Source organism: Aeromonas aquatica, from assembly GCF_000764655.1.
In the GTDB taxonomy this organism is placed as follows: Bacteria; Pseudomonadota; Gammaproteobacteria; order Enterobacterales; family Aeromonadaceae; genus Aeromonas; species Aeromonas aquatica.
The window spans coordinates 1-19,095 of the sequence record NZ_JRGL01000156.1; the positions used below are offsets into that span (position 1 = coordinate 1).

Genomic DNA, 19,095 nt, shown 5'->3' on the forward strand with positions numbered 1-19,095 from the left:
GCTGGACTCTTACTACCAGTTGCGCTGGGAACTGCTGCGCAAGCCCTTCAATCTGCCCATCGGCTCCGAGCGGGACGAATACGACAGCGTCGCCATTCACCGGCTGATGCTGGCCGAAGATGGCACCCCCATCGCCGTCGGTCGGCTGTTCGTCGGTGGCGACGAGGCCCAGATCCGCTTCATGGCGCTGCGCCCCGAGTTTCGTGGGCAGGGGCTGGGGGCCCGCATGGTGGAGGATCTCGAGCAGCTTGCCCGGGACGAGAAGGTGAAGCGGCTGGTGATGAATGCGCGCCAGGAGGCGGTAGAGTTCTACCGCAAGTGCGGCTTCCTCGAGGTGGGGGAAGGGCCTGTCTCCTTCGGTCGCATCGCCCACCGCCAGATGATCAAGTCCCTGAGCCCGCTGCAGACTATCCAGTACCGCCCGGAGTGGTGCCAGGATCTCACCACCCGCTGGTCGAGGGGCATTCCCATCAGCGAGAAAATGGGGGTCCACATCACCCATTACGACGGCCAGACCTTCCATCTCAAGGCCAAGCTGGCGGCCAACCTCAATGTCCACGACACCATGTTTGCCGGCAGCATTTACAGCCAGTGCGTGCTGGCAGGCTGGGGCCTCATCTGGTTGCAGCTCAAGGAGGCCGGGCTGGGGGGCGACACCGTGCTGGCCGAGGGCAACATCAAATACCACAGGCCGGTGAGCGAGGAGCCGGAGGCCAGGGTGGCCCGGGAGGGGATGCCCGCCGTGCTGGCGCCGCTCAAGGAGGGGGAGTCGGCCAAGTTCAGCCTCAAGGTGCAACTGTTCAGCGGCCGCAAGCTGGCGGCGGAATTCCTGGGTCAGTACGTGGTGCTGCCGATCAAGCGAGCCGGGCACTGATCTCTACCTGCCCTCGCTAGCAAACAAGGCCTCATCGTGAGGCCTTGTTTGTTACTGGCTCGCTTCCTGCGCCGATTGTGGTTTGGGCGCTGGTGCCGGTCGCCAGAGCGGGCTGTTGCGACCCTGGGCCGGGTAGCGCACGCCCGGCTCCCAGCCGCAGGAGGCCTGGGCCGGTAGTTCCCAATTCAGGCTGGGAGCGTCGAGCGGACCGCGCCAACGGGTCAGCAGCTCGGCGCAGCGCTGGCCGTTGAGCACGCCGAGATCCAGCTGCCACTGACCCTTGGCCAGATCCACGCCCCCTTGCAGGGCAAGCAGGTGGGTGATGGTGGAGGCGCCGGCCTGCTCGATTGCCAGCTGACCCTGCTCGGCCTTGGCCTGCAGCTTGATGCGATAGAAGGGGGTATCTCCCTGCTGCATCGCCTGCCACAGCGCCGCCGGCGTCAGGCTGGGGGGCTTGCTGCCCTTGAACCAGTCATCCAGCAGGGTATCTATGCCGACCTTGTCCCAGAAGGGATCCTTGGCATCCAAGCTGATCTTGCCCTGCAGGGTGCCGAGCCAGCCATCAGCTGTCTCATTCGGCGTGCCGCTCGGCGTTTTTTGCATGTCCGCCTGCAGGTCGGCGCTGATATCCAGCTTGCCTGCCAGCGAGACAGGGGACGGCGAGTGGGGGTGCAGCAGTTTGTTCCACTGCTCCAGATCCAGCTGCTTGCCCTGCAGTTGCAGCTGGCTGATCTGGCCGGGTGCCTTGCCCCACTGACCGCTCAGGCTGAGGGAGCCCTGATCCGGCAGTGCACTGGTCAGCTTGTTGAGCTGCCAGGCGCTGGGGGTCAGCTCCGCATCGAGCTCGCCGTTGCGGGCACTGAGGCCGTCCCACACCAGCTCGAACCACTTGCTCTCGATCCGGGCCCGGCCGAGCAGGGGCCCTGGCTGGTTGTCGCGCAGGCTGAGATCGGTCAGGTAGAACTGCCAGCCAGTCAGGGAGAGCGGCAGGGCATCGTCGAAGGAGAGCACTTTCAGCCGGTCAAAGGTCAGCTTGCGCACGTCGATCTGCTGGGGGCGCCAGCCTTGCCAATCCTGCCACCAACCGTCCGGCAGGCTGATGTCCATGCCGCTCAGGGTCATCTCCTTGAGGGTCAGCTTCTGCAGATCGGGATCCGCCGCCAGCTCCAGGCTGAACTCTCCATCAAAGGCCTTGCCCTGCAGCTCGGCATCGATCTGCTGGGGTGAGAAGGCGAGTCGCCCCTCGATCCCTTCCAGCTGGAACAGACCGCGGCCGAGATCCGCCAGGGTGCCGGAGAGGTGGCCGCTTGGGCGGCTGCCGGCCTGCCACTCGAAGGAGGTCAGCTGGCCGCTGAAGTTGTTGAGGGCGATCTCCTGGGCGATGGCATTGAGGCTGGTCTGCTCGAACTGACCCCGATCCAGACTGATGCGGCGCAGGGGAAACTCGCCCTGTGCGAAGTCGCCGAGTTCGACGCGCATGGCGCGCGCCTTGAGCCCATGCAGTTGCAGGCTGCGCTCGGGCCAGTCCAGCACCATGCCGGTCTCCACCAGGCCATCAAACAGGTTGGTGGTCAGCCTGTCGGTGCTCAGCACCTGGCCCTCCAGTCGGCCCTTCAGGCTGAGGCGGGCCAGGGTGAACTGGGGCGTCTCTAGCTGATTGATGCCGAGGCTGAGATTGGCCTGCGGCTGGCGCTTGGGGTCGATCAGTTCCCAGTCGCTCAGGGTGGCGCTCAGGCCCCGCAGGGTCAGCTGCGGGCTTAGCAGGCTGAGGTTGTCTATGGTGCTGTCGCTGATGGTGAGAGAGCGCACTGGCAGGGTCGGCAGCTGGTTGGGGAGCGGCAGCTTGATGATGGGGCGGATGAGATCGAGATGGGCGATGCGCACGTCCCGGTTCAGCCAGTCGATGTTGTCTATCTCCAGATAGATCTTGTCCAGCTGCACCGCGTCCCCGTAGTGCACCTGCTCCGCCAGCAATGTGTAGGGATGCAGTGGATTGAACACCAGCCGGCCGATGGCGACGGGCACGCCGGTCTGCTGGCTGAGCCAGTTGGCGATGGGACCCCGGGCACGCTCGGCGTCGAACAGGCCGAGACCCATCCAGACGAACAGCAGCAGGAAGGCGAATACATAGAGCAGGGCGCGTAGCCAGGAATTCATCGACATCTTCCTCCTGTTTTCAATGGGTTGTCAGGCGTTGGAATAGTGATCCCGCAGCCCCGGCCTGCGGCGGATCGGCAGGGCAACCTGATATGGATAATCTGTTTGCCCATGAGGAAGCCAGCAATTCATCGGCTTCCTCCTCCTGTTCTCAATGGGGTGTCAGGCGTTCGAATAGTGGTCCCGCAATCCCAGCCAGCGGCGGATCAAGGGATCGACATGGCTGGGATGTCGGTCCATCAGGAAGCGCGCCATCTTCTGCACCTGGGGGATGAGCGACTGATCGCGCACCAGGTCGGCGATCTTGAGATCCGCCAGCCCGGTCTGGCGGGTGCCGAGCAGCTCCCCAGGGCCGCGCAGCTCCAGATCGCGCTGGGCGATCTGGAAGCCGTCGCTGGTCTCCCGCAGCACCCCGAGCCGGCTCTGGGCCGTCTTGGAGAGGGGGGCGTGATAGAGCAGCACGCAGTGGGAGGCCACGGAGCCGCGACCGACCCGGCCGCGCAGCTGATGCAACTGGGCCAGCCCGAGCCGCTCCGGATTCTCGATGATCATCAGGCTGGCGTTGGGCACATCCACCCCCACCTCGATGACGGTGGTGGCGACCAGCAGCTGCAAGATGCCGGCCTTGAACTCCTCCATCACCCGCTGCTTCTCGACCGGCCGCATCCGGCCGTGCACCAGCCCGATGTGCAGGCCGGGCAACAGGTTCTGCAGCTCGGCGGCGGTGTCCTCGGCGGCCTGGCACTCCAGCACCTCGGACTCCTCGATCAGAGTGCAGACCCAGTAGGCCTGCTTGCCCTCCTCGCAGGCGAGTTTGACCCGCTCGATCACGTCGCCCCGGCGACTGTCCGGCAGGGCGACCGTGGTGATCGGGGTGCGGCCCGGCGGCAGCTCGTCGATGACGGAGGTGTCGAGATCCGCATAGGCGGTCATCGCCAGGGTGCGGGGAATGGGGGTGGCGGTCATGATCAGCTGATGGGGATGAACCCCCTCCCGCTCGCCCTTCTCCCGCAGGGCGAGGCGCTGGTGCACCCCGAATCTGTGTTGCTCGTCGATGATCACCAGGGCGAGGCGCTGGAATACCACCTGCTCCTGGAAGATGGCGTGGGTGCCCACCACCATCTTGACGCTGCCGTCGGCGATGGCGGCCAGCGCCTCCTCCCGCGCCTTGCCCTTCTGCTTGCCAGCCAGCCAGCCCACCTTGATGCCGAGCGGTTCCAGCCAGTGGGCGAAGTTGATGGCATGCTGCTCGGCCAGCAGCTCGGTCGGTGCCATCAGCCCCACCTGGCAGCCGTTGCCGATAGCCTGCAGCGCCGCCAGTGCCGCCACCAGCGTCTTGCCGGAGCCCACGTCCCCCTGCACCAGCCGCATCATGGGGTAGCTGCGTTGCAGATCCTGACTGATCTCCGCCACCACCCGGTTCTGGGCCCCGGTCGGCTTGAACGGCAGGGCGCCGAGCAACTGTTTGACCAGGGTGGGGGCCGGTTTGAGGGTACGGGCCAGCTGGGTCTGGGCCTGGGCGCGGACTTTCAGCACCGACAGGTTGTGGGCCAGCAACTCTTCCAGCACCAGTCGCTGCTGGGCCGGATGCTGGCCGCTCTCCAGCAGTGCCAGCGCCACCGAGGGAGGGGGTCTATGCAGCAGGCGCAGGGCGGCGGCGAGTTCTATCTGGTGCGGGTAGAGGCCAGCGGGCAGCAGCTCCTCCACCCCGTACAGCGCGAGCTGGGCCAGCGCCTGATCGGTGAGGCTGCGCAGGCTGAGCTGGCGCAGACCCTCCGTGGTCGGGTAGACGGGGGTGAGTGCCTCTTCGGTCTGGCCGGCCTGCTCCTCGCCGAGCAGCTTGTACTCGGGGTGGGCCATCTCCAGCCCGTATTTGCCGGGGCGCACCTCACCGAAGCAGCGTAGCAAGCGGCCTGGGGCCAGGCTGTTTTTCTGGGCGGCGGTGAAGTTGAAGAAGCGCAGGGTCAGGCTGCCGGTGCCATCGCTGATGCGGCACACCAGCATGCGGCGGCGGCCCATCACCAGCTGGGTATCCTGGATTTCGCCCTCGACCGCACCGTGCAGGCCCGGCGGCAGATCGCCGATGGGCCACACCTGGGTGCGATCCTCGTAGCGCAGGGGAAGGTGGAACAGCAGATCCTGTACCGTCGCCAACCCCAGTCGTTCGAGTTTCTCCAGCATCTTGCTGCCGACGCCCTTGAGGCTATCGAGGGAGATTTTATCCAATTTCATCAATTAGATGCCCGAAAATACTGTAAATATGTCCAGATGATAGGGGTTGTTGATGGCTCGATGCAAGCCGTGTTGCTGTGAGCCGGGTTGGGTTGCCGCATCTGAAAAAGGCCTGCCGAAAACGGGAGGCCTTTGGATGGGGGCTGAGACGGGCGTTGGATAGCGGCTAATCGACTCAGATGATCCGCTTGAGCAGCAGGTGTGCCTTGACCCTGTGGATGCGGGCCAGCAGTTTGCGGACCTGTTCCGGGTAATCCTTGATCTGCTCTATCTGGTCGAAGTGACTGATGCGACGGGTGTGCGCCAGTATGTTGGCCCGCTCCTCGTTGAACCGCTCGCGCAGGTGGTGATGCCTGTCATGCACCAGCAGGCCGTTCTCCAGATCCAGCGCCCAGGCGCGGGGATTGAGGTTGTTGCCGGTCAGCAGCGCCCACTCCTGGTCCACGAAGAGCCCCTTGAGGTGATAGGAGTTCTGCTCGCAGCACCAGAGCATCAGGTTGAGACGGCCGGCATCGATGTGACGCTGGTTGCGCTCGGCAAACTTGCGCAGGTTGGTCTCGTACAGATAAGGCAGGCCGCCTATGGTGGAGAACTTCTCCTGTGGCGGGATGAAGAAGTCGTTGGCGGTCTTGTCGCCCACCACTATGGTCACGGTGCAACCGCGCTTGAGCAGCGACTCCACATCCTTGCTCAACTCCTTTGGCGGGTTGAAGTAAGGGGTGCAGATGAAGATCTCGCGCTCGGTGGCGCGCACCAGGTTGCGGATCATCCGGTTGAGCTGGTTGCCACGCTTGCCCAGCCCCGCCATGGGGGTGATGGCGATCTCCTGGCTGCTGGCCGGGATGCTCTCGAATCTGTACTGGCTGGTGCGCAAGCTCTGCTTGAAGCGGCGGATCTGGCTCTTCAGCTGCTTGGCACCCGGGATCTTGGTGCGATCCAGTCGCTGGACGGCATCACTGCGCAGAAACACATCATCCACGTAGTTGACCATGCTGCGAGTCAGCGCCTGGCTGCGGATCTGGTGATAACGATCGAAACGGTAGCGATCCTGCTGATGCAGGTAGATGTCGTTCAGGCTGGCGCCGGAATAGAGCAGGGTGTCGTCGAAGATGAAGCCCTTGAGGTGCAGCACGCCGAGCAGCTCGCGTCCCTTCACGGGCACGCCGTAGATCTCGATCTGGTGTTCATGGCGAGCGGCCATCTCCTGATACATCAGGTGATTGCCGCCCTGCTTGCCCTTGCCGATGAGGCCGCGCTGGGCGCGGTGGAAGTCGACGAAGACCTTGATGTCGAGGGCCGGGTTGCGCTGCTTGGCGGCATAGAGCGCCGACAATATCTCCCGTCCCGCCGCGTCATCCTGCAGATAGAGGGCGATCAGATAGATGCGCTGGGTCGCGCCGGCGATGAGCGACAGGATCCGGCTCTTGAACTCTTTGGCGCTGCTGAGTACCTGAAACTGATCCGCGGCAACCGCGATCTGGGGTAAACGTGTCAGCAACTGTCGATAATGTGCCGATGAATGCATAGAGAAACCTGAAATCACGGGGTTAAGCGTTCCACTCGGGGCAATGAATAGGCGATTCTAGCAATCTCGGCGCTGAATACCCAATAAAGAATCCACGTCGGTGTGACCCTGCTAAAAGAATGCGGGTCGGGGAAAGAGCCCGACCCGCATTGAAAGCGGCATGACATGGCAGGTGATTAGAACAGCATGCTGGCCAGCGCCACGATGAGGAAGGCGATGGTGCCGAGCAGGGTCTCCATCACGGTCCAGGTCTTGAGGGTGGTCTTCACATCCATGTTGAGGAAGCGACCGACCAGCCAGAAGCCTGAATCATTGAAGTGAGACAGCACAGTCGCTCCGCCGGCGATGGCGATGACGATGAAGGTCAGATCCAGCTCGCTCAGCCCGGGGGTGGCGGCCACCATGGGTGCCATCAGGGCGGCGGTGGTGGTAAGGGCCACGGTGGCGGAACCCTGGGCTACCCGCAGGGCGGTCGAGACCAGGAAGGCGGCCAGGATCACCGGCATGCCGGTGTCAGAGAGCACGTCCGCCAGGGCGGCACCGATGCCGCTGGCACGCAGTACGCCACCGAACATGCCACCGGCACCGGTCACCAGGATGACGGCGCAGACGGGAGCCAGTGCATCGTTGCAGAATTTTTCCAGCTGTACCTTGCCCTGTTGCTTGCGAAAGAGCCAGACCGCGTAGAGCAGGGTGATCAGCAGTGCGACCGGGGTTTTGCCGACCATGCGCAGGATGTTGACCCAATCAGCACTTTTGTCGACCATTCCCATGGCTCCCAGGGTGTTGAGGCCGGTATCCATGAAGATGAGTGCCAGCGGCAGCAACAGGATGGAGATCACCTGGCCGAAGCTTGGCAGCTGACCGGCCGGGATGGCAGCCGGATCGGTAAAGCTTGGCGGCAGCGGCAGGTCGAATTTCTTGCCGGCCCACAGGCCGTACAGATAAGCCCCCAGATACCAGGTCGGGATGGCGACCAGCAGGCCGACGATGGTCAGCAGGCCGATGTTGGCGCCGAGCAGCTCGCTGGCGGCGACGGGGCCGGGGTGGGGGGGCATGAAGGCGTGCATCACGGCGAAGGCGCCCGCAGATGGCAGTGCATATTTGAGCACAGAGCCACCAAACTGCTTGGCCACGCTGAAGATGATGGGCAGCATGACGATGAGACCCGCATCGAAGAAGATGGGGAAGCCAAACAGCAGAGAGGCAACACCGAGCGCAAGAGGAGCGCGATGGGCACCGAAGCGGCTGATCAGGGTATCGGCCAGCACCTTGGCGCCGCCTGTCATCTCCAGGATCCGGCCGATCATGGCGCCGAGACCGACCAGCAGGGCCACCCCGGCCAGGGTGCTGCCGAAGCCGCCCAGCATGGTCGTTACGACCTGATCGTAGGCCACGCCGGTGGCGAGGGCCGTGACCAGGCTGACCAGCGTCAAGGCGACGAAGGCGTGGATCTTGAAGCGCATTATCAACAGCAACAGCATGATAATGGCACCGCCTGCTACCGAAAGCAGGTAGGCGACATCGGGGGTATTAGCCACACCTTCCATAATTTTTATATCCTCAAAAGTTCCAGTTTTCGTCTTGCACAAATTTGTGCATCACTTCACATGTCGTAACGTTACCGGTAACATGTTACCGGTAACGTGGTAAGTTAGAAGTCATCTACGGTACGTTTTTTGAGAAATGGGATAGAGGTCAAACAATGGCTGGTAAGAGTATTATCGTGATGGGTGTCTGTGGTAGCGGCAAGTCGAGCGTCGGTCTCAAGCTGGCGCAAGCCCTGGGTGCCAAGTTCATCGACGGTGACGATCTGCACCCTCGTGCCAACATCCAGAAGATGGCCAGCGGCGCCCCGCTCGACGATGAGGATCGCGCCCCCTGGCTGGAACGGATCCGTGATGCGGCCTACAGCCTGGAGCAGAAGAACGAGGTAGGGGTGATCGTCTGTTCTGCCCTCAAGCGCCAGTACCGCGATCAGATCCGCGAGGGGAATTACTCGGTGCACTTCCTGTTCCTGGATGGCAGCCAGTCGCTCATTCTCGAGCGGATGCGGGCCCGCAAGGGCCACTTCATGCGCGAGGGCATGGTGCAGAGCCAGTTTGATGCCCTGGAGCGGCCGGATGGCGAGGCCGGGGTATTCCATATCGATATAGACGGGCCCTTCGAACAGGTTGTCGATCGCGCCATCACCACATTGGGGCAGGCCCTGTGAGTCACCTGCCGATCCCGACGGTTACCGACCGCCGTCTCATCACCGTACTGGAGCAATCACTATGACCCACCCTGTCATCACCGCGGTCACCGAGCGCATTCGTGAGCGCAGCCGCAGCCGTCGTGCAGCCTTCCTGGCCCGCATCCAGCGCCAGGCCGCTCAGGGCAAGACCCGCGCCGCCCTGGCCTGTGGCAACCTGGCGCACGCCGTGGCCGCCTCCGGCTGTGACGAGAAGGGCCGTATCCTCGACATGACCCGCGCCAACGTCGGCATCGTCACCGCCTACAACGACATGCTGAGCGCCCATCAGCCCTATCAGGGCTACCCGGACCAGATCAAGGCCGCGCTGGCCGAGCTCGGCCACAGTGCCCAGGTCGCCGGCGGCGTGCCCGCCATGTGTGACGGCGTCACCCAGGGCCAGCCCGGCATGGACATGTCGCTGTTTTCCCGGGATCTCATCGCCCAGGCCACCGCGCTGTCGCTGTCCCACAACACCTTCGACGCCACCCTGCTGCTCGGCATCTGCGACAAGATAGCCCCTGGCCAGATCATGGGGGCGCTCTCCCATGCTCATCTGCCCACCGCCTTCGTGCCCGCCGGCCCCATGGCCAGCGGCATCAGCAACGACGAGAAGGTGAAGGTGCGCCAGCAATATGCCGCCGGTGAGGTGGGGCGCGAGGCCCTGCTGGAGATGGAGTGCGGCGCCTACCACTCGGCCGGCACCTGCACCTTCTACGGCACCGCCAACACCAATCAGCTGGTGTTCGAGGCCATGGGCCTGATGCTGCCGGGCTCCGCCTTCGTGCATCCCCACAGCGAGCTGCGCCATGCGCTGACTGCCGAGGCGGCCCGTCGCATCAGCGCCATGATCCCCGGCTCCCCGGCCTATCGTCCCCTGAGCGCCGTGCTGGACGAGCGTTCTCTGGTCAACGGTCTGGTGGCCCTGCTTGCCTCCGGCGGCAGCACTAACCACAGCATCCACATGGTGGCGCTGGCCCGCGCCGCCGGTCTGGAGCTGACCTGGGACGACTTGAGCGATCTCTCCGAGGTGGTGCCGCTGCTGGTGCGCATGTACCCGAACGGCCCGGCGGACGTGAACGCCTTCGAGCAGGCGGGCGCCGTGCCCGGCCTGATGCGCCGTCTGGCGCAGGAGGGACTGATCCACATGGACGCGACCCCGACGTTTGGCGAGATGCAGGATTACCTCAGTCGCCCCGCACTGGTGGAGGGTAAGCTGGCGTGGCAGTCGGTGGGCGAGAGCCAGGATCCGAGCGTGTTGTCAGTGTCCGGCGCCCAGTTCCAGGCCACCGGTGGCACCAAGTTGCTGTCAGGCAACCTGGGCCGCGCCGTGGTCAAGGTCTCGGCCGTGGCGCCAGAATACCGCGTCATAGAGGCACCCGCCCGGGTCTTCTCCTCTCAGCATGCGGTGGAGGCGGCCTACCAGGCCGGTGAACTCAATCAGGATGCGGTCATCGTTGTGCGCCACAATGGCCCGGCCGCCAACGGCATGCCGGAGCTGCACAAGCTGATGCCGGTGCTCGGCAACCTGCAGAAGGCGGGTCACAAGATGGCGCTGGTCACCGATGGCCGCCTGTCCGGTGCCTCCGGTAAGATCCCGGCCGCCATCCACGTCACCCCGGAGGCGCTGCACGGCGGCGCCATCGGCCTGTTGCGAGACGGTGACCTGCTGCGGGTGGATGCCGAGACCGGCCGCCTGGATTGCCTGACCGATTTGACCGGCCGTACTCAGGCCGACATCGACCTCAGCCTGGAACAAGAGGGCTGGGGCCGTGAACTGTTCAGCGTGATGCGTCGCGCGGTATCGAGCGCCGAGTGCGGCGCCACCATCTTTGACTAAGAGCTGACTAAGGAAGAGCTATGCAAAACTGGAAAGTGACTCCCGCCGAGGTGTTTGCCGCCTCCCCCCTGGTACCCGTGATGGTCATCAACGACCTGGAGCAGGCCCTGCCGATGGCCAAGGCGCTGCTCGACGGCGGCATCTCTGTGTTCGAGATCACCCTGCGCACCCCGGTGGCCCTCGACGCCATCGCCCTGATCGCCAAGGCGATGCCGGATGCCATGGTCGGCGCCGGCACCGTGCTCAACTGCGCGCAATTTGATGCCGCCGTGGCCGCCGGTGCCCGCTTCGTCATCTCTCCGGGCATGACACCTGCGCTGCTGGCCCACGCTGCCAAGAGCACGGCACCGCTGATCCCGGGGGTGGCAACCCCGTCCGAGGTGATGCAGGCGCTGGAAGCGGGCTACGACCACCTGAAATTCTTCCCGGCCGAGGCCAATGGCGGCACCAAGGCGCTGGCCGCCATCGCCGCACCTTTGCCTCAGGTGCGCTTCTGCCCCACCGGCGGCATAGGCCCGAAGAACGTGGCCGACTACCTGGCGCTCAAATGCGTGGCCACCGTCGGCGGCTCCTGGATGCTGCCGGCCGATGCCATCAAGAGCGGCAACTGGGATGAGGTGACTCGTTTGTCTCGTGAGGCGGTTGAGCTGGTTAAACGCTAAGCGCATATCGTTTAGAAAAACCAAACAGGCCACCCAAGGGTGGCCTGTTTTTTCATGGGTGTTAACGAGCGGCGCGCGCTTCTCTCTGCCGTGGGGAGAGGGGTCGGGGATGAAGTCAGCCCAGACTTTCTCCCTGATAGAGGGAGAAACCCAGGTCCCGGCAGGTCTCGGTCAGCGACTGGCCATTGAGCCGGGCCAGCAACATGGTCGCCGCCTCGCGGCCTATCTCCTGGCGCGGGGTGATGATGCTGGCGAGCTTGGGGGTCATGGCCTGGCCGATGTCGAGGCCATTGCTGCCGGCGATGGCGACCTGCTGCGGCACGGGTATCCACTTGGCTTGGCACTGCAGCAGGGCACCGACCGCGAGATCGTCGTTGGTGCAGAACAGGCCGTCGAGATCGGGATAGCGCGTCAGCGCCTGTTGCAGCAGCTGGCCCCCCAGGGTGAAGCTGGAGGATTGCTCGGTCAGCAGGTGCTGGCCCTCGAGGCCATAATCGCTCATCGCCTGGTAGTAGCCCTCCATCCGCAGCTGGGTGCGCACGTCGAGCCGGGCGCCGAGATAGACCACCTTGCGCCGACCCCGCCGCAGCATCTCTGTTACCATGGCCCGGGCGGCGGCCCGGTGATCCATGCCGGCCACCATGTCGATGGGGGTCTGGGGCAGATCCATGGTCTCCACCACCGGAATGCCGGCGGTGGCGATCATCTTGCGGGTCCGCTCGGTGTGCTCGCTGTCGGAGAGGATCAAGCCATCCACGTTGTAGGAGAGCAGGGCTGCTACCTGTTCCTCCTCCCGCTGCGGGCTGTAGCCGTAGTGGGCGAGCAGGGTCTGGTAGCCGGCGGGGCGAGTCACCGCCTCTATGCCCTGCACCAGGGCGGAGAAGACCTGGTTGGAGAGCGAGGGGATCAGGATGCCGATCGCCCTGCTGGTGGCGTTGGAGAGCATGTCCGGTGCCCGGTTGGGGATGTAGCCCAGCTCCTCCACCGCGGCGGCGATGCGCTCACGGGTGCCTTCGGCCACGGCACCGGGATCGCGCAGGTAGCGGCTGACGGTCATCTTGGTGACCCCGGTCAGATCGGCGATGTCTTGCAGGGTGGGGCGGCGTTTGCGGGTGTCGTTCATCTCGAGATCCGTCAGAAATGTTACAGGTAACATTACCGTTTTTACGCCATGGTGTCAGCATATGACGCCATAAACAGGGGGAAGCTTGGAATGATCAAGGGTAAAACGTTCGAGGGGAAGCGGTTCGAGCAGCAGGAGGTGGAGGGAGAGCAGTTCAGCGATTGCCGCTTCATCGGCTGCAACTTCTCCTGGCTCGACCTGAGCGAGAGCCGGTTCGTCGACTGCAGCTTCTATGAGCGCGAGCGCGAGCTAGGCTGCCAGTTGCAGGGCTGCGATCTGCGGGAGGCCAGCTTCCTGCGCTGCGATCTGACCCTGGCGGATCTGAGTCGCAGCCAGTGCCTCGGGCTGGAGATGCGGGATTGCCAGGCCATGGGGATCAACTTCGCCCAGGCCAGCTTCGCGAACCAGATCACCGTCAAAAGTTACTTTTGCGAGGCGCATCTGACCGGCAACAACTTCAGCTATGCGAACTTCGATGGCTGCCTGCTGGAACGCTGCGAGCTGAGTGGCAACCGCTGGCAGGGGGCCAGCCTGCGAGGAGCCTCATTGGCGGGATCCGATCTCAGCGGCGCCGAGTTCGGCCAGATAGACTGGAGCAGCTTCAACCTGCAGGGCTGCGACCTGCGCCAGTGCGATCTGCCCGGGCTGGATCTGCGCCGGGTCAACCTGGACGGGGTGCAGATAAGCGAAGAGCAGCAGCAGGGGCTGCTCGAACAGATCGGCCTGATCGTCTTCCCCTAAGAACCTGTTCACGATCTTACTGCGAGACCGTGATCAAGGCTCATGTGCTGCTCGGAATCCTCATTTATGTCTATAAACTCCGGTTCCTGCGCTGCTCTTCACCTTGCTGACAGCCTCTCGTGACAGATCGTGAACAGGTTCTAAGGGACAGGAAATGCCGTAAGTTTTCATCATCCGGCGCTGGCGCCTGGCGAAGGACGGCATGAAAAAGCCTGCAAGATGCAGGCTTTTTCATGGATTGGACGAGGAACTCAGCGCTTTGCCAGCCACTTGGTGGGGTTGATGGCCTCGCCTTGATAGCGGATCTCGAAGTAGAGGCCGGGTCTGTCCTGGCCGCCGCTGTCACCGACCAGGGCCACGGGCTCACCCTGTTCCACCTTCTGGCCGACCTGGCGCAGCAGCGACTGATTGTGACCGTAGAGGCTCATATAGCCCTTACCATGGTCGATGACCAACAGCATGCCGAAGCCATCCAGCCAGTCCGCGTAGACCACCTGACCCGCCGCCACCGCCTTGACCTGGGTGCCTTCGCTGGCGCCGATCAGGGTGCCTTTCCACTTGAGCTCGGCGGTGCGAGCCGAGCCGTAGGAGATGAGGATCGGGCCCTGTACCGGCCAGCGCAGGCTGCCATTGGTGCTGAGGCCACCGTAGCCGCCTGTGCTTGCCTTGGCGCTGCTGCGCGCGGCGGCTTGCTGTTGAGTCACCTTGTTTTGTTGTGCGGTCACTCTCTGCTGCTCGGCGGCGAGCCGTTGCTGCTCGCCGGCCTTCTGCTGTTGCGCCGCGATCCGCTGTTGTTCCGCAAGCCGCTTCTGTTCGGCGGCCAGGCGTTGTGCCTCCAGGCGGCGCTGACGCTCCTGCTCGGCCTTGAGCTTGGCGAGGCGCTCCCGCTCGGCCCGCTCGCGGCGCTCCTGCTCTTCCCGCTGGCGGCGCAGCTCTTCCAGCCGGGCCTTCAGGGCCTTCTCCGCCTTGACCAGCTTGGTCAGCTTCTGCTCGTCATCCTGCACCGACAGTTGCAGCTGGTTGCGCACCTTGGCGCGGCTCTGCTGGCTGGCCAGCAGGCTCTGGTGGGACGCTTGCTGTTCGCTCAGCAGGGCTTGCAGCTTGCTTTCGGTCTCCTGGGTCGCCTGCTGGTTTTTGGCCAGCTTGGCGCGGGTGGCGCGCAGGGCCTCGATGGCCTCGATGCGGGCCTTGTTGAGATAGTCGAAATAGTCGAGGGCGCGGCTCAGTTTGGCCGGATCCTGCTGATTGAGCAGCAGTTTGAGGTAGTCGTGGTTGCCCGCCTGGAAGGCGCTTTCCGCCTGCTTGGCCAGCAATTGCTTCTGATGTTTGGCCTGTTGCTCCAGATCCAGCTTGTCCTGCTGCAGGTTCACCAGCTTTTGCTGGTTCTGCTTCAGCTGCAGTTTGGTCTGATCGAGCTTGGCGGCGGCGGCCGAGATGGCCTGCTCATCGGCTTTGAGCTGGGTATTGAGTTTGGCCAGCTCCTGCTTGCTGAGCTTGATGGTCTTCTGCTGTTCCTTGATCTGGGACTGCATGGTGCCGAGCTGCTGGTTGGCAGCCAGGGCCTTGCCTGCGCCGATCAGGCAAAAAAACAGCGCGCCGGCCAACAGGCCGACGCGACTGGTTTTGGTTGAAATAACTTCGCATCCCCGCATGGGGCAGGATTATTTCAGAATCATCAGGGGCTTGCCAGTCATTTCCGGCGGCACAGGCAGACCCATCAGGGTCAACATGGTCGGGGCCAGATCGGACAGTTTGCCACCTTCCAGCACCTCGGCCTTGCGACCGAAGTAGATGAGGGGGACCGGCAGATTGGTGTGGGCGGTGTGGGCCTGACCGGTCTCTTCGTCCAGCATCTTCTCGGCGTTGCCGTGGTCGGCGGTGATCAGGCACTCGCCACCCACCTCGGCCAGGGCCTCGGTGACACGACCGATGCAGTGATCGACGGCCTCACAGGCCTTGACCGCGGCATCGAACACGCCGGTGTGACCGACCATGTCGCCGTTCGGGTAGTTGCAGATGATGACGTCGTACTTGCCGCTCTTGATGGCCGCGACCAGCTTGTCGGTCAGCTCTTCGGAGCTCATCTCCGGCTGCAGATCATAGGTGGCCACTTTCGGGCTGGCGACGATCTCGCGATCCTCACCGCTGAAGCAGGACTCTTCGCCACCGTTGAAGAAGAAGGTGACGTGGGCGTACTTCTCGGTCTCAGAGATGCGCAGCTGGGTCTTGCCCTGCTTGGCCAGCCACTCACCCAGGGTGTTCACCAGGGCAGTGGGCGGGTAGGCGCAGGTGGTTTTGATGTCGGCGGCGTATTCGGTCAGCATCACGAAGTTCAGCGCCGGGGTGACGGCACGGGCGAAGCCGGTGAAGTCGCTGTCGACGAAGGCGCGGGTGATCTCGCGGGCACGGTCGGCACGGAAGTTCATGAAGATCAACGCATCGCCATCCTGCATGGGGGCGGCGGCACCGATGCGGGTGGCCTTGACGAACTCATCGTTCTCGTCGCGGGCATAGGCGGCGGCCAGGGCTTCGCTGGCGCTGTCGGCGGTGAACTCACCCTTGCCCTGAGTCATCAGGTCATAGGCTTGCTGCACGCGGTCCCAACGGTTGTCACGGTCCATGGCGAAGTAACGGCCGATCATGGAGGCGAAGCGACCCTTGCCCAGACGGGCAAACAGGGCATCGAACTGCTCGATGGAGGACTGGGCGGAGCGCGGCGGCACGTCGCGGCCATCCAGGAAGGCGTGGAAGTAGATCTGCTCGGCGCCACGCTTGGCGGCCATCTCGATCATGCCCATGATGTGCTCTTCATGGCTGTGTACGCCACCCGGTGACATCAGACCCATGATGTGCACGGCCTTGCCGTTGGTCACGGCGCCGTCAACAGCCTTGGCCAGCTCGACATTCTGGAAGAAGTCGCCGTCCTTGATCTCTTTGGAGATGCGGGTCAGCTCCTGATACACGATGCGACCGGCACCTATGTTGACGTGACCCACTTCGGAGTTGCCCATCTGACCATCCGGCAGGCCCACGTCCAGGCCGGAGCCGGAGATCAGGGTGCTGGTGTAGTCACGGGCGAGGCGGTCGAGGTTGGGGGTCTTGGCGGCAGCGACGGCGTTGTGCTCTTGCTTGGTGCTGTAGCCCCAACCGTCCATGATGACCAGAACCAAAGGTTTCTTAGCTGTTGACATAAGGCTATGTCCTCTCGGATAGGAATGAATTGCGGGAAGTGAAACTAGCGTAATATTACTACATCTGCCGAAATAGTCACCTGATAGCCAAGTGCCTCTGTGGCCTGACTTTTTGGTTGTTAAGACCGCGTTTTAGGCATGTTGCCGGCTTGTCTGACGACCCGCATTTTCTCCTCATTTCCCAGGGTTCCTGCCGCAGGATCCGCATCCAGGGTCACTTCTTTAGAGGGGGCAATCGGCTGGCAACCCCCGATGGGAGCTTGCTCTCGCTTTGCCGCCAAGATGGCTGATCTTATCAAGGGCCCCATGTATACTCGGGCCCTTGTCTTGGTCCCTGGATAGTAGAAGATGCAAGAGTATTTGGATTTTGCGACCCGCAACCCGCTGCTGACCGCAGCCTGGTTGGGTCTGGCAGGCACTCTGGTGTACACCACGGTGCGTGCTCGTTTTTCTCCGGTCAAGGTGGTGAACAACCACGCCGCCACCCTGCTGATCAACCGTGAGAATGCCACCGTCGTGGACATTCGCAGTCAGGATGAGTTTGCCAAGGGCCATCTGGCCGGTGCCCATCACCTGCCACTCACCCAGATCCAGGCCAACAATTTGGGCCCGGTTGAAAAACACAAAGACGCCCCCATCATAGTGGTGTGCGAGTCGGGGATGACCGCTGGTGGCGCGGGTCGCCAACTGAGCAAGGCCGGTTTCAAGCAGGTATATGTGCTCAGCGGTGGCATGGCCCAATGGCGTGCAGAGAATCTGCCGGTGACCAAAAAACGCTGATTTAAGGGCCTGCGCCCACTCATTTTCTTAAAAGGAATCAAACGAAATGGCTGACGAAATCAACAATCAGGAAGTGCAACCGGAATTCCACATCCAGCGTGTCTACACCAAGGATGTTTCCTTCGAAGCCCCGAATACCCCCCACATCTTCCAGAAAGAGTGGCAGCCGGACGTCAAGCTGGACATGGACACCAAGACCAATGTGCTGGCTGACGGCGTGTTCGAAGTCGTGCTGACCCTGACCGTGACCTGCAAGCTGGAAACCGAAACCGCCTTCCTGTGCGAAGTACAGCAGGCCGGTATCTTCACCATCGGTAACCTGCCTGAGCCCCAGCTGGCTCACTGCCTGGCCGCCTTCTGCCCGAACATTCTGTTCCCGTACGCCCGTGAAGCAGTTGCTAATCTGGTGAGCAAGGGTTCCTTCCCGCAGCTGAACCTGGCACCGGTCAACTTCGATGCCCTGTTTGCCCAGCACATGGCGCAAGCACAGGCCCAGCAGGCGACTGCGGAAGCCTGATAATGGCCGACCAGATCGCTATCTCGGTCTTGGGGGCGGGGTCTTACGGCTCCGCCCTTGCCATTTCTCTGGCGCGCAACGGCCATCCGACCCTGCTGTGGGGTCACGATCCCGCCCATGTCGCCGTGCTGGAACAAGATCGCTGCAACAAGGCTTTCCTGCCGGATGTCCCTTTCCCCACCGATCTGCAACTGACGGCGGATCTGCAGGCCGCGGTGCAAGCCGCACCCGTGCTGCTGCTGGTGGTGCCTAGTCATGTGTTCGGCCAGGTGCTGACCCGGATCAAGCCCTTCCTGCGCCCCGATACCCGTATCGCCTGGGCCACCAAGGGGCTGGAGCCGGACAGCGGTCGTTTGCTGCAGGACGTGGCCCGCGAGGTGCTGGGGGATGAGATACCGCTGGCGGTGATCTCCGGCCCCACCTTCGCCCGCGAGCTGGCCGCCGGCCTGCCGACCGCCATCTCGGTGGCCTCGACCCACGATGGCTTTGCCGATGATCTGTCCCACCTGCTGCATTGCGGCCGCTCGTTCCGGGTCTATACCAATCCGGACTTCATCGGTCTGCAACTCGGTGGCGCGGTCAAGAACGTCATCGCCATCGGCGCCGGTCTCTCCGACGGGCTGGGTTTTGGCGCCAATGCCAGAACCGCGCTCATCACCCGGGGTCTGGTAGAGATGCAGCGCCTCGGTGCCGCACTGGGCGCCGATGCCAAGACCTTCATGGGGATGGCGGGGCTCGGGGATCTGGTGCTGACCTGTACCGACAACCAGTCCCGCAACCGTCGCTTCGGTCTGGCCCTCGGGGCCGGCAAGTCGGTGGAAACCGCCATGACCGAGATCGGTCAGGTGGTGGAAGGCTATCGCAACACCAAGGAGGTGCATCTGCTGGCGGCCCGTTGTGGCGTCGAGATGCCCATCTGCGAGCAGATCTTCAAGGTGCTGTACGAAGGCAAGAACCCGAAAGAGGCGGCCATCGCCCTGCTCAGCCGGGACAAACGCGACGAATAAGAGCAAATCCCATTAGGCTGTTTTACAACGACGCCTACTGAGATAAGCTCCAAGCCTCGCTGATTCGGTTCGCCGGATAGCAAAAGGCCCCGCCATATCCTGGCGGGGCCTTTTTCATGTGCTTGTCCCGTCCTGAATATGGTTTACACCTTTCCCCTCAATAAATGGAGACCCCGATGGGACAAGGTGTGAAACGGACACAGCGCGATTACT

Annotated in this window: 15 protein-coding genes; 8 read left to right on the forward strand and 7 right to left on the reverse strand. The window is 63.3% G+C overall.

Going from position 1 to position 19,095, the window contains the following annotated elements; genetic code table 11:
* Position 1 precedes the first annotated feature (1 nt).
* Complete coding sequence (locus LG30_RS0119465) at positions 2-874, forward strand: bifunctional GNAT family N-acetyltransferase/hotdog fold thioesterase (protein WP_052101215.1); 873 nt, start codon at positions 2-4, stop codon at positions 872-874.
* 51 nt (positions 875-925) lie between these two features.
* On the opposite strand, the gene LG30_RS0119470 is transcribed toward LG30_RS0119465, so the two are convergent.
* The 4 genes from LG30_RS0119470 to LG30_RS0119485 form a co-directional block, all read right to left on the reverse strand.
* Complete coding sequence (locus LG30_RS0119470; RefSeq protein ID WP_033132352.1) at positions 926-3,031, reverse strand: AsmA family protein; 2,106 nt, start codon at positions 3,029-3,031, stop codon at positions 926-928.
* Between the two features lie 162 nt (positions 3,032-3,193).
* Positions 3,194-5,263, reverse strand: coding sequence for an ATP-dependent DNA helicase RecG (gene recG / locus LG30_RS0119475; RefSeq protein WP_033132353.1), 2,070 nt, complete (start codon positions 5,261-5,263; stop codon positions 3,194-3,196).
* 175 nt (positions 5,264-5,438) lie between these two features.
* A complete protein-coding gene (pssA, locus tag LG30_RS0119480) occupies positions 5,439-6,788 on the reverse strand; it encodes a CDP-diacylglycerol--serine O-phosphatidyltransferase (protein ID WP_033132354.1) in 1,350 nt (449 codons plus the stop codon).
* A gap of 176 nt (positions 6,789-6,964) precedes the next feature.
* Positions 6,965-8,338 carry a GntP family permease gene (locus LG30_RS0119485; RefSeq protein ID WP_052101217.1) on the reverse strand — a complete coding sequence of 458 codons (1,374 nt, stop codon included), beginning with the start codon at positions 8,336-8,338 and terminating at the stop codon, positions 6,965-6,967.
* Positions 8,339-8,493: 155 nt separating this feature from the next.
* Between LG30_RS0119485 and LG30_RS0119490 the strand changes: the two genes are divergently transcribed.
* The 3 genes from LG30_RS0119490 (at position 8,494) to LG30_RS0119500 (ending at position 11,523) form a co-directional block, all read left to right on the forward strand.
* Positions 8,494-9,003 carry a gluconokinase gene (locus tag LG30_RS0119490; protein ID WP_033132355.1) on the forward strand — a complete coding sequence of 170 codons (510 nt, stop codon included), beginning with the start codon at positions 8,494-8,496 and terminating at the stop codon, positions 9,001-9,003.
* 61 nt (positions 9,004-9,064) lie between these two features.
* Positions 9,065-10,861: a phosphogluconate dehydratase gene (edd, locus tag LG30_RS0119495; protein ID WP_033132356.1), complete on the forward strand. Its 1,797-nt coding sequence runs from the start codon at positions 9,065-9,067 to the stop codon at positions 10,859-10,861.
* A 20-nt stretch (positions 10,862-10,881) separates the two neighbouring features.
* Positions 10,882-11,523 carry a bifunctional 4-hydroxy-2-oxoglutarate aldolase/2-dehydro-3-deoxy-phosphogluconate aldolase gene (locus LG30_RS0119500; protein WP_033132357.1) on the forward strand — a complete coding sequence of 214 codons (642 nt, stop codon included), beginning with the start codon at positions 10,882-10,884 and terminating at the stop codon, positions 11,521-11,523.
* A gap of 115 nt (positions 11,524-11,638) precedes the next feature.
* Here the strand turns inward: LG30_RS0119500 and LG30_RS0119505 are convergent, their stop codons facing one another.
* Positions 11,639-12,646, reverse strand: a complete 1,008-nt coding sequence (locus LG30_RS0119505; RefSeq protein ID WP_033132358.1) for a substrate-binding domain-containing protein — start codon at positions 12,644-12,646, stop codon at positions 11,639-11,641.
* Between the two features lie 90 nt (positions 12,647-12,736).
* On the opposite strand from LG30_RS0119505, the gene LG30_RS0119510 reads away from it, so the two are divergent.
* Complete coding sequence (locus LG30_RS0119510; protein WP_033132359.1) at positions 12,737-13,387, forward strand: Qnr family pentapeptide repeat protein; 651 nt, start codon at positions 12,737-12,739, stop codon at positions 13,385-13,387.
* 251 nt (positions 13,388-13,638) lie between these two features.
* On the opposite strand, the gene LG30_RS0119515 is transcribed toward LG30_RS0119510, so the two are convergent.
* Together LG30_RS0119515 and gpmM are read right to left on the reverse strand one after the other, a co-directional pair.
* Complete coding sequence (locus LG30_RS0119515; RefSeq protein ID WP_033132360.1) at positions 13,639-15,039, reverse strand: peptidoglycan DD-metalloendopeptidase family protein; 1,401 nt, start codon at positions 15,037-15,039, stop codon at positions 13,639-13,641.
* Between the two features lie 9 nt (positions 15,040-15,048).
* Complete coding sequence (gpmM, locus tag LG30_RS0119520) at positions 15,049-16,578, reverse strand: 2,3-bisphosphoglycerate-independent phosphoglycerate mutase (protein ID WP_033132361.1); 1,530 nt, start codon at positions 16,576-16,578, stop codon at positions 15,049-15,051.
* Positions 16,579-16,926: 348 nt separating this feature from the next.
* Here gpmM and LG30_RS0119525 point away from each other — a divergent pair, with 348 nt between their 5' ends.
* From LG30_RS0119525 to gpsA, 3 genes are read left to right on the forward strand one after another with little or no spacing between them, the layout of a single operon-like run.
* Positions 16,927-17,358, forward strand: coding sequence for a rhodanese-like domain-containing protein (locus tag LG30_RS0119525; protein ID WP_033132362.1), 432 nt, complete (start codon positions 16,927-16,929; stop codon positions 17,356-17,358).
* Positions 17,359-17,404: 46 nt separating this feature from the next.
* Positions 17,405-17,875: a protein-export chaperone SecB gene (secB, locus tag LG30_RS0119530; RefSeq protein ID WP_033132363.1), complete on the forward strand. Its 471-nt coding sequence runs from the start codon at positions 17,405-17,407 to the stop codon at positions 17,873-17,875.
* 2 nt (positions 17,876-17,877) lie between these two features.
* The gene (gpsA, locus tag LG30_RS0119535) at positions 17,878-18,882 is read left to right on the forward strand and encodes an NAD(P)H-dependent glycerol-3-phosphate dehydrogenase (RefSeq protein WP_033132364.1); all 1,005 of its coding nucleotides are present in this window, start codon (positions 17,878-17,880) and stop codon (positions 18,880-18,882) included.
* The last annotated feature ends 213 nt before the right edge of the window (positions 18,883-19,095 follow it).